11 protein-coding genes are annotated in these 15,956 nt (G+C 67.9%); 5 read left to right on the top strand and 6 right to left on the bottom strand.

The annotated features are described in order from the left end of the window. Positions 1-7: 7 nt before the first annotated feature. Positions 8-3,187, bottom strand: a complete 3,180-nt coding sequence (locus ABOZ73_RS05865) for an efflux RND transporter permease subunit (RefSeq protein ID WP_369061483.1) — start codon at positions 3,185-3,187, stop codon at positions 8-10. A 28-nt stretch (positions 3,188-3,215) separates the two neighbouring features. Then, complete coding sequence (locus ABOZ73_RS05860; RefSeq protein ID WP_369061481.1) at positions 3,216-4,400, bottom strand: efflux RND transporter periplasmic adaptor subunit; 1,185 nt, start codon at positions 4,398-4,400, stop codon at positions 3,216-3,218. 281 nt (positions 4,401-4,681) lie between these two features. Between ABOZ73_RS05860 and ABOZ73_RS05855 the strand changes: the two genes are divergently transcribed. Together ABOZ73_RS05855 and ABOZ73_RS05850 are read left to right on the top strand one after the other, a co-directional pair. Continuing rightward, positions 4,682-5,260, top strand: a complete 579-nt coding sequence (locus ABOZ73_RS05855) for a TetR/AcrR family transcriptional regulator (RefSeq protein ID WP_369061480.1) — start codon at positions 4,682-4,684, stop codon at positions 5,258-5,260. A gap of 69 nt (positions 5,261-5,329) precedes the next feature. Then, on the top strand, positions 5,330-7,120 hold the full coding sequence (locus ABOZ73_RS05850) for an ABC transporter ATP-binding protein (RefSeq protein WP_369061478.1): 1,791 nt from the start codon (positions 5,330-5,332) through the stop codon (positions 7,118-7,120). A 157-nt stretch (positions 7,121-7,277) separates the two neighbouring features. Here the strand turns inward: ABOZ73_RS05850 and ABOZ73_RS05845 are convergent, their stop codons facing one another. The 3 genes from ABOZ73_RS05845 to ABOZ73_RS05835 are packed head-to-tail and all read right to left on the bottom strand — an operon-like array spanning position 7,278 to position 10,951. Continuing rightward, positions 7,278-8,975 carry a DUF4153 domain-containing protein gene (locus ABOZ73_RS05845; protein WP_369061476.1) on the bottom strand — a complete coding sequence of 566 codons (1,698 nt, stop codon included), beginning with the start codon at positions 8,973-8,975 and terminating at the stop codon, positions 7,278-7,280. Between the two features lie 7 nt (positions 8,976-8,982). Continuing rightward, a complete protein-coding gene (ppk2, locus tag ABOZ73_RS05840) occupies positions 8,983-9,741 on the bottom strand; it encodes a polyphosphate kinase 2 (protein ID WP_369061474.1) in 759 nt (252 codons plus the stop codon). A gap of 22 nt (positions 9,742-9,763) precedes the next feature. Further along, complete coding sequence (locus tag ABOZ73_RS05835) at positions 9,764-10,951, bottom strand: winged helix-turn-helix domain-containing protein (protein ID WP_369061472.1); 1,188 nt, start codon at positions 10,949-10,951, stop codon at positions 9,764-9,766. 63 nt (positions 10,952-11,014) lie between these two features. Between ABOZ73_RS05835 and ABOZ73_RS05830 the strand changes: the two genes are divergently transcribed. Both ABOZ73_RS05830 and ABOZ73_RS05825 read left to right on the top strand, forming a co-directional pair. Next, complete coding sequence (locus tag ABOZ73_RS05830) at positions 11,015-11,731, top strand: 16S rRNA (uracil(1498)-N(3))-methyltransferase (protein WP_369061470.1); 717 nt, start codon at positions 11,015-11,017, stop codon at positions 11,729-11,731. 103 nt (positions 11,732-11,834) lie between these two features. After that, complete coding sequence (locus ABOZ73_RS05825) at positions 11,835-13,193, top strand: glutamate--cysteine ligase (RefSeq protein WP_369061468.1); 1,359 nt, start codon at positions 11,835-11,837, stop codon at positions 13,191-13,193. A gap of 109 nt (positions 13,194-13,302) precedes the next feature. Here ABOZ73_RS05825 and ABOZ73_RS05820 read toward each other — a convergent pair whose 3' ends face one another. Continuing rightward, positions 13,303-13,851, bottom strand: a complete 549-nt coding sequence (locus ABOZ73_RS05820; RefSeq protein ID WP_369061466.1) for a DUF427 domain-containing protein — start codon at positions 13,849-13,851, stop codon at positions 13,303-13,305. A gap of 168 nt (positions 13,852-14,019) precedes the next feature. Between ABOZ73_RS05820 and ABOZ73_RS05815 the strand changes: the two genes are divergently transcribed. After that, the gene (locus ABOZ73_RS05815) at positions 14,020-15,930 is read left to right on the top strand and encodes a peptide MFS transporter (protein WP_369061464.1); all 1,911 of its coding nucleotides are present in this window, start codon (positions 14,020-14,022) and stop codon (positions 15,928-15,930) included. Positions 15,931-15,956 lie beyond the last annotated feature (26 nt).

Raw genomic sequence — 15,956 nt, 5'->3', positions numbered from 1 at the left:
TCCCGACCTAGTGCGAGGCTTGCGCTTCGGCCTCGACCGCCGGGGCGGGGAGGACGGCCTTGCGGGCCGTGAAGCGGCGGATGACGTAGTAGAAGACGGGCGTCAGCAGCAGGCCGAAGAAGGTCACCCCGATCATGCCGCTGAACACCGCCACGCCCATGGCCTGGCGCATCTCCGCCCCGGCCCCGTGCGACACCACCAGGGGGTAGACCCCCATGATGAAGGCGATCGAGGTCATCAGGATCGGACGCAGGCGCAGGCGGCAGGCTTCCAGCACCGCCTGAAGCGGGCTGTCGCCGTGCATCTCCCGCTCGCGGGCGAACTCGACGATGAGGATGGCGTTCTTGCACGCCAACCCGACCAGCACGATCAGCCCGATCTGGGTGAAGATGTTGTTGTCGCCTTGGGTCAGGAACACCCCGCCCAGGGCCGACAGCAGGGTCATCGGCACGATCAGGATGACGACCAGCGGCAGGCTCCAGCTCTCGTACTGGGCGACCAGCACCAGGAAGGCCAGCAGCACGCACAGCGGGAAGATGAACACCGCCGTGTTGCCCGCCAGGATCTGCTGGTAGGTCAGCTCGGTCCACTCGAAGCCCATGCCGTTCGGCAGTTCCTCGGCGGCCAGTTTCTCGAGCGCCGCCTGGGCCTGGCCGGTGGAGTAGCCGGGCGCCGGGCCGCCGTTGATCTCGGCGGTCAGCAGGCCGTTGTAGTGCATCTCGCGGTCAGGACCCGTGCCCTCCTTGAAGGTCACGAACGACCCCAGCGGGATCATCTGGCCGTCGGCGTTCCGGGTCTGGAGTCGGAGCATCTGCTCGGGCTGCAGGCGGAAGCGCTGGTCGGCCTGGACGTTGACCTCGTAGGTGCGGCCAAAGCGGTTGAAGTCGTTGACGTACAGCGAGCCCAGATAGACCTGCATCGTCTCGAACAGGTCGGTCAGGGACACGCCCGAAGCACGCGCCTTCTCGCGGTCGATATCGGCCTCGATCTTGGGCACGCCCACCTGATAGCTGGAGAACACCCCGGCCAGGGCCGGATCCTTCTGCGCCTTGGCGATCAGGTTCTGGGTTTCCTTGTACAGTTCGTCCGAACCCAGGCCCGCCTTGTCGACGATCTGCATGCGGAAGCCGCCGATGGTGCCCAGGCCCTGGACGGACGGGGGCGGGAAGCTGGCGATCTGGGCGTCGGGAATCTGGCTAAGCTTGGCGTTCAGCTCGCCGACGATGGTCTCCATCGACTTGTCGTGCCCGCGGCGGGACTTGAAGTCCTCCAACGGGAAGAACACGACGGCGGAGTTCGGGCTGTTGATGAAGCCGTTGATCGACAGGCCGGGGAAGGCCACGGCGTGGGCGACGCCGGGGATCTTCATGCCGATATCGGTCACCTCGCGGACGACCTTCTCGGTGCGGTCCAGCGACGCCGCGTCGGGCAGCTGGATCATCGAGACGACATAGGCCTTGTCCTGTTGCGGCACGAAGCCGCCAGGCGTCTTGGCGAAGGCGAACACCGTCAGCAGGATCAGCCCGCCATAGACGACGATGGCGACGCTGGACTTGCCCAGCACCCGCGACACCGTCCGCACATAGCCGTTCGAGGCGCGGCCGAAGTAGTGGTTGAACGGTCCGAAGAACCAGCCCAGCGCCCGGTCGATCAGCTTCTGGAAGCGGTCTTTCTCCGCGCCGTGCGGTTGGAGCAGGACGGCGGCCAGGGCCGGCGACAGGGTCAGGGAGTTGATGGCCGAGATCACCGTCGAGATGGCGATGGTCAGGGCGAACTGGCGATAGAACTCTCCGGTCAGGCCGCTGATGAAGGCGGCGGGGACGAACACGGCGCACAGCACCAGGGCGACCGCGATGATCGGCCCGGTCACTTCGGCCATGGCCTTGCGGGTGGCCTCCGGCGGGCTGAGCCCGTCGGCGATGTGCCGCTCCACGTTCTCGACCACGACGATGGCGTCATCGACCACGATGCCGATGGCCAGCACCAGACCGAACAGGGTCAGGGCGTTCAGGCCGAAGCCCAGCATCAGCATGATCGCGAAGGTGCCGATCAGCGACACCGGCACCGCCAGCAGCGGGATGATCGACGCGCGCCAGCTCTGCAGGAAGACCACGACCACGATGACCACCAGGACCAGCGCTTCGATCAGGGTGTGGACCACCGAGTCGATCGACTCCTGCACGAAGGCGGTGGTGTCGTAGACGATCTCGTACTTCACGCCCTCGGGGAACTCCTTGGAGAGCTCCTCCATGGCCTTCTTGACCTCGCCAGCCATCTCCAGGGCGTTGGAGCCCGGGCGCTGGAAGACGGGCATGGCCGCGGCCTGCTTGTTGTCCAGCAGCGCGCGCAGCGCATAGGTGTTGGAGCCCAGCTCGATGCGGGCCACGTCGCGCAGGCGCGTGATCTGGCCGTCGGCGCCGGCGCGCACGATGACTTCGCCGAACTCCTGCTCGTCCTGCAGACGCCCGGGGGCGTTCACCGACAGCTGGAAGTCCGACATGCCGGGGGTCGGCGGGGCGCCGAGCTGGCCGGCGGCCACCTGGACGTTCTGCTCGCGCAGGGAGCGCACCACGTCGCCCGCCGTCAGGTTCAGGGCGGCCAGGCGATCCGGGTCCAGCCAGACGCGCATGGAATACGCGCCCGAGCCGAAGATCTGCACGTCGCCCACGCCCTCGATCCGGGCCAGGCGATCCTTGATGTTCAGCTGGGCGTAGTTGCTCAGATACAGCGTGTCATAGCGATTGTCGGGCGAGGTCAGGTGGACCACCAGCGTCAGGTCGGGCGACGCCTTGGTGGTGGTCACGCCGATGCGCTGCACCTCCTGGGGCAGCTTGGGCAGGGCCTGCGCAACCTTGTTCTGGACCTGCACCTGGGCCTGGTCCAGGTCGGTGCCCAGGGCGAAGGTCACGGTCAAGGTCATCACCCCGTCCGCCGCCGACTGGGACGACTGGTAGAGCATGCCCTCGACGCCGTTGATCGACTGTTCGAGGGGGGCGGCCACCGTCTGGCCGATGACCGACGGGTTGGCGCCCGGATAGACGGCGCGCACGACGACCGTCGGCGGCACCACTTCCGGATATTCGCTGATCGGCAGGGCCGGCAGCGACACCAGGCCCGCGATGAAGATGATGATCGACAGGACCGCGGCGAACCGCGGCCTGGTCACGAAGAACTTTGAGAAGTTCATGGAGAAAGCCCCTTAGGCTCGCGGGGTTCTAGTTCTGGCCGCCGGCCTGGGTGGCCTGGGCCACCTGGCGTGCGGTCGTCTCGATCTGGGCGAGGTCGCCGGCGAAGTCGGGCGCGGGGGCTTTGACGGCCTTCACCGCGTCGCCCGGGCGGACCTTCTGAAGGCCGGCGGTGATCACCTTGTCGCCGGGCTTCAGGCCCTGGCGGACGATGCGCAGGTTGCCGGCCAGCGGGCCGAGCACCACGGGACGGTACTGGGCCTTGTTGTCGGCCCCGACCACCATGACGTAGCGCTTGCCCAGGTCCGTCGCGATGGCGCGATCAGGCACCAGGGCGACGTTCTCGGACGCCTCGCTGACCATGCGGATGCGGGCGAACAGGCCTGGCGTGAACCGGCCGTCGGCGTTGGCGAAGATCGCCCGACCGTTGATCGTGCCGCTCTTGGCGTCGATGGCGTTGTCGATGAACTGCAGCCGGCCCTGGTGGGGGTAACCGTCCTCGGTCATCAGGCCCAGATAGACCGGGCTCTGCTTGCCGCGCTCGGCGGCGGCGTACTTCAGGAAGGTCTGCTCGTCGGCGTTGAACGTCGCGTAGATCGGCGTGTCCGACACCACGGTGGTCAGCAGGCTGGTCTGCGTGACCAGGTTGCCCCGGGTGATCAGCGCCTTGGAGACGCGCCCGTCGATGGGGGACACCACGCGGGTGAACTCCAGGTTCAGGCGGGCCGACTGCAAGGCGGCCTGGGCGGCGGCCAGATTGGCGCGGGCGGATTTCTCCTCGGCCTCCAGGCGCTCGAATTCGCTCTGGGCGACGGCGTTCTGGTCCAGCAGGCGGCGGCCGCGTTCCTTGTTGGCGGTGGCCAGCTCCAGTTGGGCGCGGCCGCGGTCCACCTCGGCGGCGGCGCGGTTGGCGTCGGCCTGGAACGGGCGCGGGTCGATCTGGAACAGCACCTGGCCCTTGCGGACGCGCGCGCCCTCTTGGAAGCCGATGCTGTTGATGTAGCCGCCGACGCGCGGGTTGATGTCGACGCTCTCGACGGCTTCGAGGCGTCCGGTGAAGTCGTCCCACTGGCGCAGGTTCTTGAAGGCGACATCGGTCACCGAGACCTGGGGCGGCGGAGGCGCGGCCTCCTGCTGGGCCTTGGCCCCGCATGCGGCGAGTACGGCCGTGGCGGCAAGCACGGCGAAAGAGTTGAAGATCAGCTTGTTACGCATGGGGGAGGTCCTGCGTTTGTCGTTGGCGAGAGAGTGCAAGGGTTCGCTCCCGGCGGATTGGTCCGTCCGGGCTGGTTTTGTCTGGTTCCGACCTGGGCTGTGCGGAGGGCGGCGGTGGAATTGTCGCAGCGGCTGTGCTTGACCTTGGTCGAACAAGAGCCGATGTACGTTATGTGACGATACCGTTCGGTATCCTCGTTACGAGAGATACTGACCGGTCACTCTCACGTCAAGATGAGGCCACAAAAATGGGTTCGAGAATTTCTGAGGGGGAAAAGATCGTGGACGTCGTGTCGAAGCGGCCCGCCCGCGACCGCATCTTCGAGACCGCTCGTGAGATGTTCTATGAGCGCGGTATCCGCGCCGTGGGGGTGGAGTCCATCGCCGCCGAGGCGGACGCCACCAAGATGACCCTCTACCGAAACTTCCCGTCCAAGGACGACCTGATCGCCGAGGTGATGCGCGAGCAGGAGCGGGACTACTGGATCTGGTGGGACGCCGTCCTCGACGGTTGCCCCGACTGCGCCCGTTACAAGCTCGAAGCCCTGTTCGACGCTTTCGAGGCCAAGGCCGCCGAAAAGGACGTCCATGGTTGCCCCCTGGCCAACGCCGCCATCGAGCTGCACGAGAAGGACCACCCGGCCCAGGTCATCAGCGTCAACTTCAAGCGCGAGATGCACCGCCGCCTGATCGAGCTGTGCGCCGCCGCCGGCGCCAAGGACGAGGATCTGGCCGACGGTCTGCTGCTGCTGATGGAAGGCTCGTGCAGCGCGCGGGTCACCCTGGGCGGCGACGGCCCGGTGCGCTCCGTCGCCCGCACCGCCAAGGGCCTGATCAGGTTGCATCTCGACCACAGCTGACCGGTAAACCGGCCGGCGTGACGACGGCCCCGTGACGCCGTCACACGGCGCGCCTATCTGTCGCCGACCATGAGCGACGATATCGAAGACCACGAAGACGACGGCTCGCGCCGCGTCCTGAGCAACCGGCAGGTCCTTGGCTTCGTCGGCGGCTTCTGGCTGCGTCGCAAGCGGCTGTTCTTCTCGGCCCTGACCCTGATGCTGATCGCCGTCGGGCTGGATTTGTCCCTTCCCTGGGCGGCGGGCCGTCTGGTCGACTCGGTTTCGAGCCCGGCCGGTCAGGCCGACGGCGCCTGGCGCGCCTGGGCGTTCTTCGTCGGCATCTATCTGAGCTTCACCCTGATCCGCATCCTGTCGTTCCGGTTCTGGAACGTCATGGCCGCCGGCAACATGCGCGAGCTGACGGACGAGGCGTTCGGCCGGGTCCAGTCCTTCTCCGCCGACTGGCACGCCGACAACTTCGCCGGCGCCACGGTGCGCCGCCTGACCCGCGCCATGTGGGGCTATGACAGCGCCTCGGACGCGGTGGTCCTGACCCTCGGCCCGGCGGTGATCGTACTGGTCGGGTTGTCGGTGATGATGGGCCTGCGCTGGCCGATCGTGGGCGTGTTCTCCTTCGTGGTGGTGACGCTCTACCTGATCTCCAACCTGACCTTCGCCACCTGGTACGTGCGCCCGGCGAACCTGCGCTCCACCGCCCTCGATTCCAAGATCGGCGCGGCCCTGGCCGACGCGGTCTCGGCCAACCCCACGGTGAAGAGCTTCGGCGCCGAAGCGCGCGAGCAGGCCCGCCTGGGCGAGATCACCAGCGCCTGGGCCAAGGCGGTGGTCATCACCTGGAACCGCTTCGTCGATGTCTGGCTGATCCACAGCATGATGCTGGTGGCGCTGCAGGCCGGCCTGTCGGGCCTGATGGTCTGGCTGTGGAGCCAGGGCCGCGCCACCCCCGGCGACGTGGCCTTCGCCATCACCGCCTTCATGCTGATGAGCGGCTATCTGCGCAATGTGGGCGAGAACGTCCGCATGATGCAGAAGGGCCTGGACGACGCCCAGGACGTGGCCGCCTACGCCCGCGACCAGGCCCAGGTGCCCGACGCCGCCGGCGCCGCCGCCTTCGTTCCCGAGCGCGGCATGATCGCCTTCGACCACGTCACCTTCGGCTACAAGGGCGCCGAGCGGCCCCTGTACGACGACTTCTCCCTGGTCATTGCGCCGGGCGAACGGGTCGCCCTGGTCGGCACCACGGGGGCCGGCAAGTCGACCTTCGTCAAGCTGGTCCAGCGTCTCTACGATCTGCACGGCGGCCGCATCCTGATCGACGGCCAGGACGTGTCCAAGGTGACCCAAGGCTCCCTGCGTCAGGCCATCGCCCTGGTCCCGCAGGACCCGGCCCTGTTCCACCGCTCCATCGCCGAGAACATCGCCTACGCCCGTCCTGACGCGCCGCTGGAGGATGTGATCGCCGCCGCCAAGCGCGCCCGCGCCCACGACTTCATCAGCCGCCTGCCCCTGGGCTACGACACCTTGGTGGGCGAGCGGGGCGTCAAGCTGTCGGGCGGCGAGCGCCAGCGCGTGGCCATCGCCCGCGCCTTCCTGGCGAACGCCCCGATCCTGGTGCTGGACGAGGCGACCTCGTCCCTGGACGTGGAGACCGAGCTGCTGGTCCAGGCCGCCACCGAGGCGCTGATGGCCGGCCGCACGACCATCGTCATCGCCCACCGCCTGTCCACCATCCGCGACGCCGACCGCATCCTGGTGTTCGAGAACGGCCGCGTGGTCGAGGAGGGCAAGCACGCCCAGCTCAAGGCCCAGGGCGGCATCTACGCCCGCCTCAACGCGGTGGCCGAGGGGACGGCCTAGGGGGCGCTCTCTCCTCCCCTGCGAAGCGGGGGAGGGGGACCACGAAGTGGTGGAGGGGGCGCAGACTGGGCTCGGAGCGCGCGGACGCCCCCTCCGTCTCGGCTTCGCCGATCCACCTCCCCCGTACGCTTCGCTACAGGGGAGGAGAGAGACGCCCCTACCGCGTCGGGCAGTTCGTGCTTTCGGGGTCGAAGCGCATGCGGCGACCGTCCACCAACAGGTCTTTCACCGTCCGGTCGACGGACTGGATCCGACCCTGTTCGACCAGATCGGCCAGGGAAGGTTCGCGCTCCCAGGCGCACAGGCTGATGAACTTTCCGGCACGGGGCCAGCCCCCCTCCGGCGCCGCCAGATAGGCAACGGCGCTGCCGCCCTCGAAGGCCAGGACATCTTCGCGGCCATCGCCGTTCACGTCATGCAGCAGCACGTCGCACGGCTTGTCGCCGATGCAGCTGATCGCTCCCGGCGGGAAGCCGATCGGTAGGCTGCGGCCTTCCGGCAGGATGTTGAGCTTCGAGCTCCTGGGGAAGGGAATGGGGGCTTTAGTCAGCGGGGTCTTGCGCTGGAGCGCGGCCTTGGCCCAGGCGGCCACGGTGGCGTCATCACCCCGTGCCAGACCTTCCAGCGCCTTCCTCCCGAACCGTCCCGACTGGAAGCGCAGGAAGTCGTAGTCGAACGCCTCGGCGCTGATCTTGCCCTTGTGCAGGCGATGAAGCTGGTCGTTGACCGACAGCCGCATGGGATCGGCGATAGGGCTGAACAGCGCCGCGATCAGGCCGAGCAGGACGAAGGCCATGGCGATGTTGGTCCGGCCCAGACCCGTCAGTCCGGCCGTCCTGCGCGCCACGGCGGCGATGTAGCCCACGGCGTAGCCCGAGGCGATCAGCGTGCAGGCGGCGGCGATGATCCGCTCCGGGCTCAGGCCGTACTGTCCGATCCGCAAAGCCAGCGCCCAGGCCGCCAGCCCGGCCAGCGGCGCCAGCAGGAAGGACGCCACGCGCACGGCGACGCCCAGGATGCGGTGGGGGGCTTCTTCACCGTCCTGCCAGGCGGCGTTGATCAGGATGATCAGGTTGGCCGCCGCCGCCAGCATCAGCCCGCCCGCGCTGCGCGTGCTCCACAGGGAATTGACCCCCGTGAACGGCAGGCTTGCCAGGAAGCCCGCCACGATCAGGGTCAGCAGCGGCAGCAGCCAGGCCAGCAGGGTCAGGACCATCGTCCGCACCCCCTGGATCATGGCGCCCCGCACGTCGGCCAGGTGCACCGCCGCCGCGAAGACCACCGGCGTCACCGTGTAGGCGAACTCGGCCGTGCGGATGGTCTCGATGAAGAACCGGATGCCGATCACCTCGAACAGCGAGGCGCCCAGGAACAGCAGGGCCCAGAACACGCCGGTGAAGCCGACCGACAGGGCCAGCTGCACGCCGCGCTTCCAGGCGGTCTCGAAATAGGCCGCATAGGGCGCGATCCGGCGCCGCGCGGCGTCGGCGGGCTCCACCAGGTGATAGGCGACGAACAGAGCCACCGCCGCGGTCAGGGTGAACTCCGGCCCCGGGAACAGGCGGGGCGTGCTGTAGTCCATGGGGTTTCGCCAGACCCCGTAGCCGCCCATGAACAGGGTGAAGAGCGCCGCCCCGGCGAAGGTCAGGATCAAGGTCCGGCGGCGCAGGGCGCCGATCCCCGCCAGCAGCACGGCGGGGGCGAAGCCGGCCGTCAGGATGAGCGCCCCATAGAGCGCGGCCATGCCCGCCGGCCAGAGCTTCTCCTGCTCGGCGTGATGCAGGCCGAACAGGGTCACCCCCTGCGCCAGCCCGATCAGCAGCCGTCCGACGGCGATATTCCTGCGTTCGGTCATGGGGCTCCTAGCGGGCCAGTCGTCCGTCTTCGATCGCGGCCTGGGTGAAGGGGAACAGGACCTCAGGGTCCGGCTCCCCGGCCTTGGCGGCGATATCCTTGGAGGCCAATGCGGTCAGCAGATGGCGGATCACCGCCAGCCGGGCCTTCTTCTTCTTGTCGGCGCGCACGCAGACCCAGGGAGCGTGGATGCTGTGGGTGCGGATCAGCATCTGGTTGCGGGCGGCGGAATAGGCGTCCCAGCGCTTCTGCGCCTCGGCGTCCAGGTCGCTGACCTTCAGGGCCTTCAGCGGGTCGCTGCGCCGGGCGTCCAGGCGCTCGGCCTGCTCGTCCTTGCTGATGTCGAGCCAGATCTTCACCAGCTTGATGCCGCCGTCGATCAGCATCCGCTCGAAATGCGGGGCGTCCTCCAGGAACGCCTCATGCTCGGCCGGGGTGCAGAAGCCCATCACCGGCTCGACCCCCGCCCGGTTGTACCAGGAGCGGTTGAACAGCACGACTTCCCCCGCCGTCGGCAGGTGCTCGGCATAGCGCTGGAAAAACCACTGGCCCCGCTCGCGCTCCGTGGGTTTGGGCAGGGCGACGACGCGCGTGTTGCGGGCCGACATGTGGGCGGTGACCCGCTTGATCGTCCCGTCCTTGCCGGCGCTGTCGCGGCCTTCCAAGACGATGACCACCCGGTCGCCGTCGCGGATCGCGTCCTGCTGGAAATGGACGAGGAGGACCTGAAGGGCCTCCAGCTGCTCCTGATAGGCGTCGTCTTTCATGGGCCCAGCCTAGGCCCGTGGATCAGAGCGCCGCAAGCCTTGGCGCGAGGTCGCCCTTGCCGACGATGACCACCCGCTCCAGCCCCAGCCAGGCGGCCATCCTTTCCAGCTCCGCTTTCAGCAGGGCGGGGGTGTCCTTGGTCGCCCAGGGCTCGGCGTGCGCCGCCTGCACCAGCAGGGCGCCGGTTTGGCGGTCGGACTTCAGGTCCACGCGGGCGGTGACCGTCTCGCCCTCCAGGAAGGGCAGGACGTAGTAGCCGTGGGTCCGCTTGTCGGCCGGGGTGTAGATCTCCAGCCGCACCTTCACATCGAAGATCCGCTCTGTCCGGTCGCGGAACCAGATCAGGTTGTCGAACGGCGACAGCAGCACGTTGCGCGACCCGCGGCGGGCCTTGGCCGCGGCGTGCAGATAGGCCGGCTTGTCCCAGCCCTGCACCTGCACCCGTGTCAGCTCGCCCGCCTCGGCCAGCTCCGCCACCCGCGCCCGGGCGTCGGCCAGGGGCAGGCGGAAATAGTCCCTCAGGTCGGCCTCGGTCGCCACGCCCATGGCGCGGGCGGCGATGCGGACCAGTTCGCGCTGGGCGTCCTCGTCCGACGGTGTCGGCAGGGCGCTGGCGGCGGGCAGGGCGCGCTCGGTCAGGTCATAGACCCGCTCGAACCCGCGCCGGGTCAGGGTGGTGATCTCCCCCGTCCAGAACAGCCATTCCAGGGCGCGTTTGCCCTCGCTCCACTCCCACCAGCCGGGCGCCTTCTTGGGGCCGTCCGCGAAGTCGCCGCCGGTCACCGGGCCGCCTCGTTCGATCCGGTCGCGGACATTGTCGACATAGTCCCGCCGCTCGCGGGCGAAGCGGGCGATGCCCTTCCAGATGCCCTCGCCCGCCGCCGCCCGCGCCATGCGCCAGCGGAACAGGGGCTGCATCTCCATGGGCATCAGCGACGCCTCGTGGCCCCAGTACTCGAACAGGGTCCGCCGCTTGCTCCAGGCGATCTTCTCCAGGCTGGTCCGCTCATAGCCGTCCAGCCGCGAGAAGGCGGGTAGGTAGTGGGTGCGGGTCAGGACATTGACGGAGTTGATCTGGATCGCGCCCAGCCGCTCGGCCACCCCGCGCACCTGGGCGGGCGAGCCCTTGCGCGCCGTCCCGGCGAACCCCTGGGCCGTCAGCGCCATGCGCCGCGCCTCGCGTGCGGAAAGGTCGTAGCCCTTGGCCATGTCCTTGTGTGCCGTGGGGTCGAACCGCTGTCCAGACAGGCGGCGGGCGTTGTAGAAGCGGGCATGATCCGACTGTTCATTCCCGATGACCTGAAGGCCGGCGGCCAGGTTTCGCCGTCGCCGGACCAGGCCCGCTATCTGACCAGCGTCATGCGCCTGGGCCTGGGTGATGCGGTGCTGCTGTTCAACGGCCGCGACGGCGAGTGGCGGGCGGTGCTGAGCGAGGTGTCCAAGAAGGGCGCGAAACTCATCGCCGAGGAACAGACCCGGCCGCAGCACATCGGCCCTGACCTGGACCTGGTCATCGCCTTGGTGAAGCGCAATCGGCTGGAGACCATCGTCGAGAAGGCGGCCGAGCTGGGCGCCCGCCGGGTGCGCCTGGTGACCACCCGCCGGACCAACGCCGACCACACCAATGTCGCCCGCCTGCAAGCCATCGCCACGGAGGCCGCCGAGCAGACCGGCCGCCTGGACGTGCCCGAGGTGGTCGCGCCCGAGAAGCTCGACCGGATGCTGGACGGCTGGGACGCCGGCCGCGCCCTGGTGTTCTGCGACGAGGGCGGCGACGCGAGGCCGGCGCTGGCGGCGTTGAAGCCCCAGGACGCCGCCGCGGTGCTGATCGGACCCGAGGGCGGCTTCGCCCCGGAGGAGCGCGAACGCCTGCGCGGACTGGACTTTGTCACCCCCGTTTCCCTGGGTCCGCGCATCCTGCGGGCCGACACGGCGGCCATCTCGGCGTTGACCCTTTGGCAAGCCGCGGCGGGCGATTGGCGTTCTTGAGCGTTTTGCTCTTGAGCTTGGCCCCCGAAGCGCCCACTTGCGCGAAGGTCGTCAATCGCAACGGGCGTGGCGACAATGAAGTACGGCTGGGGAGTCGATAGGAATGGCTGACGGCATGCAGGACGATCGTCCCCTCTCGCTGGACGACCTGACGGCCTATTTCGCCAAGGGCGAAAAGCCGAAGTCGGCTTTCCGTGTCGGCGCCGAACACGAGAAGTTCGGCTTCCGCCTGAAGGACAACACGCCCCCGGTCTATGACGGCCCCGACGGCATCCACGCCCTGCTGACCGGCCTGATGCGGTTCGGCTGGAAGGGCGTCTATGAAGGCGAGACCCTGATCGGGCTGGAGCGCAACGGCGCCAATGTCAGCCTGGAGCCGGGCGGCCAGTTCGAGCTTTCCGGCGCCCCGCTGGAGACCATGCACGACATCTGCAGCGAGACCGGCGGTCACCTGGAAGAGGTCAGGACCGTGGCCGACGAGCTGGGCCTCGGCTTCCTGGGCCTGGGCTTCCACCCCACGATCACCCGCGAGCAGTCGCCGGTGATGCCCAAGGGCCGCTACGTGATCATGCGCAACTACATGCCCAAGGTCGGCAAGCTCGGCCTGGACATGATGTTCCGCACCTGCACCGTGCAGGCCAATCTCGACTTCGCCAGCGAAGCCGACATGATCAAGAAGTTCAGGACCAGCCTGGCCCTGCAGCCCATCGCCACGGCCCTGTTCGCCAATTCGCCCTTCACCGAGGGCAAGCCTAACGGCTTCCTGTCGGCCCGCGCCAACGTCTGGACCGACACCGACGCCGACCGCACCGGCATGCTGGACTTCGTGTTCCAGGACGGCTTCGGCTTTGAGGCCTACGCCCGCTACGCGCTCGACGTGCCGATGTATTTCGTCAAGCGCGACGACAAGTACATCGACGTGTCCGGCAAGCGGTTCGGCGACTTCATCGACGGCAAGCTGGACGCGGTTCCGGGCGAGCGCGCGACGATCAAGGACTGGGCCGACCACACCACGACCATCTTCCCGGAAGTGCGTCTGAAGACCTATCTGGAGATGCGCGGCGCCGACGGCGGCCCGTGGAGCCGCCTGTGCGCCCTGCCGGCCCTGTGGACCGGCATCCTCTACGACGACGCGGCGCTGGAGGCGGCCTGGGACCTGGCCAAGGGCTGGAGCCGTGAAGACCGCGAGACGCTGCGCAACGACACCCCGCGCCTGGGTCTGAAGGCAAAGGTCGGCGGCCGCACCAGCCAGGACGTGGCCAAGGAGCTAGTGGCGATCGCCCGCCAGGGCCTGAAGAACCGCAACCGCCTGGACGGCGGCTTCATCGACGAGACGACCTATCTGGGCGAGCTCGAAGCCATCGCCGACAGCGGGATCACCCCCGCCGAACGGCTGCTGGAAAAGTATCACGGCCCCTGGAGCGGTGATGTGACGCGGGTGTTTGCTGAAGACGCTTACTAGGCCTTGCGTGCTTCGACTGGCGCTTCGCGCCGCTCAGCATACCGCGACTTGTTGCTGAATTCGTCATCCTGAGCGTCCGCGCAGCGGACAAGTCGAAGGACGCACCGCGCTAGATCGACCCAACACCGCGATCGGGCGGGCCGTCGGGGTCTTCGTCGTCGCGCAGCTCCGGCTCGCCGACGTTCGGCTCCCAGTGATCCTTCTGGCTGGCGCCCGATCCTGAGTCGGTATGCTGGACCACCTCGTCCACGCGCGGATCGGCGTCGGCGCCGACGGCGCGCTGCTCGCCAGGGGCGGCGGCGATTTCGTGGAAGTCTACATGCTCGGGATAGAAGGCGATGCGCTCGGCCAGGCCTGACGCTTCGGCGTTCGGCCGGTCATATGACCAGGCGAAGCGCTCGATCATCACCCCGTCGCGCAGCACGGTGAAGTGCCGGGCATCGCCCTTGTAGGGGCAGTGGGTGACGATGTCGTTCTGGACCAGCTTCTCCATCTCCACGTCCTGGCGCGGGAAATAGAAGACCGGAGTCAGGTCGGCTTCGTTCAGCACCAGGACGTCGCCGCTGTCGGCGATCAGATGGCCCTCGAACAGCACCTGCACGCGGCCGCTCTTCCGTTGCAGGCGAAGGGGATGGTCGTTGTTCGCAGTCGTTTCCATGGCGGTCTCCTCGCTTGAGGGACGAAACGCATGACCCCTTAAGCCGGGTCCATTCGCCAAGCCGTTGCTTGTGTAACTGTCACACGCATGATTTTCTCCCCGCCAAATGGGGTGGTCGCGGTTCGGTCTTGGGGGACCCCGCGTCCGCCGTTTGGTCGGGATTTCTGTATGAATATCGTTCTGTTTATCGGGCTCCTCGTGACGCTCGCCACCGGCATTCCGGTGCTGATCCAGCTGCTGCGAAACCATCCGCGCGGGCTGATCATCCTGTTCTTCGCCGAGATGTGGGAGCGGTTCTCCTACTACGGCATGCGGGCCATCCTGATCTTCTATCTGACCCAGCATTTCCTCTTCGACGACAAGTTCTCGAACGCCCAGTACGGGTCCTACACCTCGCTGGTCTACCTGCTGCCGCTGATCGGCGGCTTCCTCGCCGACAAGTATCTGGGCACCCGCAAGGCGGTTGCGTTCGGCGCCCTGCTGCTGGTGGCCGGCCACCTGACCATGGCCGTCGAGGGCAAGTCCGCCCAGCAGGTCCTGAACTATCAGGGCGCGCAGTATGTCTTCCAGGTGGAGGGCGCCGGCGGCGACCGCGAGGTCAAGCTGCAGGTGGGCGAGAACGCCTATGACTGGACGGCCACGGCCGACGGCGGCCTCGCCATCCAGAACCTGCCCGCCGACGCGCCGCTGCCGGCGGTGCTGGCCAAGGGCTCGTACTCCATGGAGGTCGCCGGTCGCGACCAGACCTACGTCAACATCTTCTACCTGGCCCTGGCCCTGATCATCATGGGCGTGGGCTTCCTGAAGCCGAACATCTCGGCCATCGTCGGCCAGCTCTATCCGCAGGGCGATCCGCGCCGGGATTCCGGCTTCACCCTCTACTACTACGGCATCAACCTCGGCTCGTTCTGGGCGGCGCTGATGTGCGGATGGCTGGGTCAAAACGTCGGCTGGTGGGCGGGCTTCGGCCTGGCCGGGATCGGCATGCTGCTCGGCTTCATCGTCTTCGTGCTCGGCAAGCCGCTGCTGCAAGGCAAGGGCGAGCCGCCGGCTCCGGCCAAGCTGGCCGAGAAGGTCGTCGGTCCGATCAACCGCGAGACCCTGATCTACCTCGCCTCGCTGGCGGGCGTGGCTGTCGTCTGGGTGCTGGTCCAGCGCTACAGCTGGGTGGGCATCGCCCTGACCGCCGGCACCGCCGCGTCGCTGGCCTATATCGGCTGGTTCATGGTCACCCAGTGCAACAAGATCCAGCGTGAGCGGATGGGCCTGGCCCTGATCCTGATCCTGGGTTCGGTGGTGTTCTTCACCCTGTTCGAACAGGCGGGCTCGTCGCTCAACCTGTTCGCCGACCGCAACGTCGACCTGACCATCGTCAGCCAGCCGCTGGTTTGGTTCAACGGAGCCGTGACCCTGGGCAACGCCCAGCAGCTGGCCGCGGCGGGCATCGACCCGGCCTCGACCTTCTGGGTGAACACCGGCCTGGCGGCTTCGCAGACCCAGTCGTTCAACGCGGGCTTCATCCTGATCTTCGCCCCGATCTTCGCCTGGGCGTGGAGCTATATGGGCGCCCGCAACATGGATATCGGCCCGATGGTCAAGTTCGGCCTGGGCCTGATGCAGGTCGGCCTCGGCTTCCTGGTGCTGGTCTGGGGGGCGAGCTACGCCGGCGACGACTATCGCCTGCCGCTGATCTTCCTGGGCATCATGTACCTGCTGCACACCACAGGTGAGCTGTTCCTGTCGCCGGTCGGCCTGTCGGAGATCACCAAGCTGTCGGTCAGCACGGTGGTGGCCTTCATGATGGCCGTCTGGTTCCTGGCCAGCTCCATCGCCCAGTACGTGGGCGGCTTCATCGCCAGCCTGGCGGGCACCGAGACCGTCGGCGGTCAGGTCCTCGACCCGGCCAAGGCGCTGGAGACTTCGGTCGGCGTGTTCAACACCATCGGCTGGTGGGGCGTGGGCTTCGGCGTCGCCTTCCTGGTCGCCTCGCCCTTCCTCAAGAAGTGGTCGCATGGGGTGAACGACGCCCAGAACCATCCGCACGCGGATGTGGACGCCGACCGCCAGTCGATGCCGTAAGGCGACGACGGCCGAGGCCGAGAATG

This window comes from Caulobacter sp. 73W (assembly GCF_041021955.1).
In the GTDB taxonomy this organism is placed as follows: Bacteria; Pseudomonadota; Alphaproteobacteria; order Caulobacterales; family Caulobacteraceae; genus Caulobacter.
The sequence above is the reverse complement of the archived record's forward strand: the minus strand, read 5'-3'. Positions and strand labels throughout refer to the sequence as shown.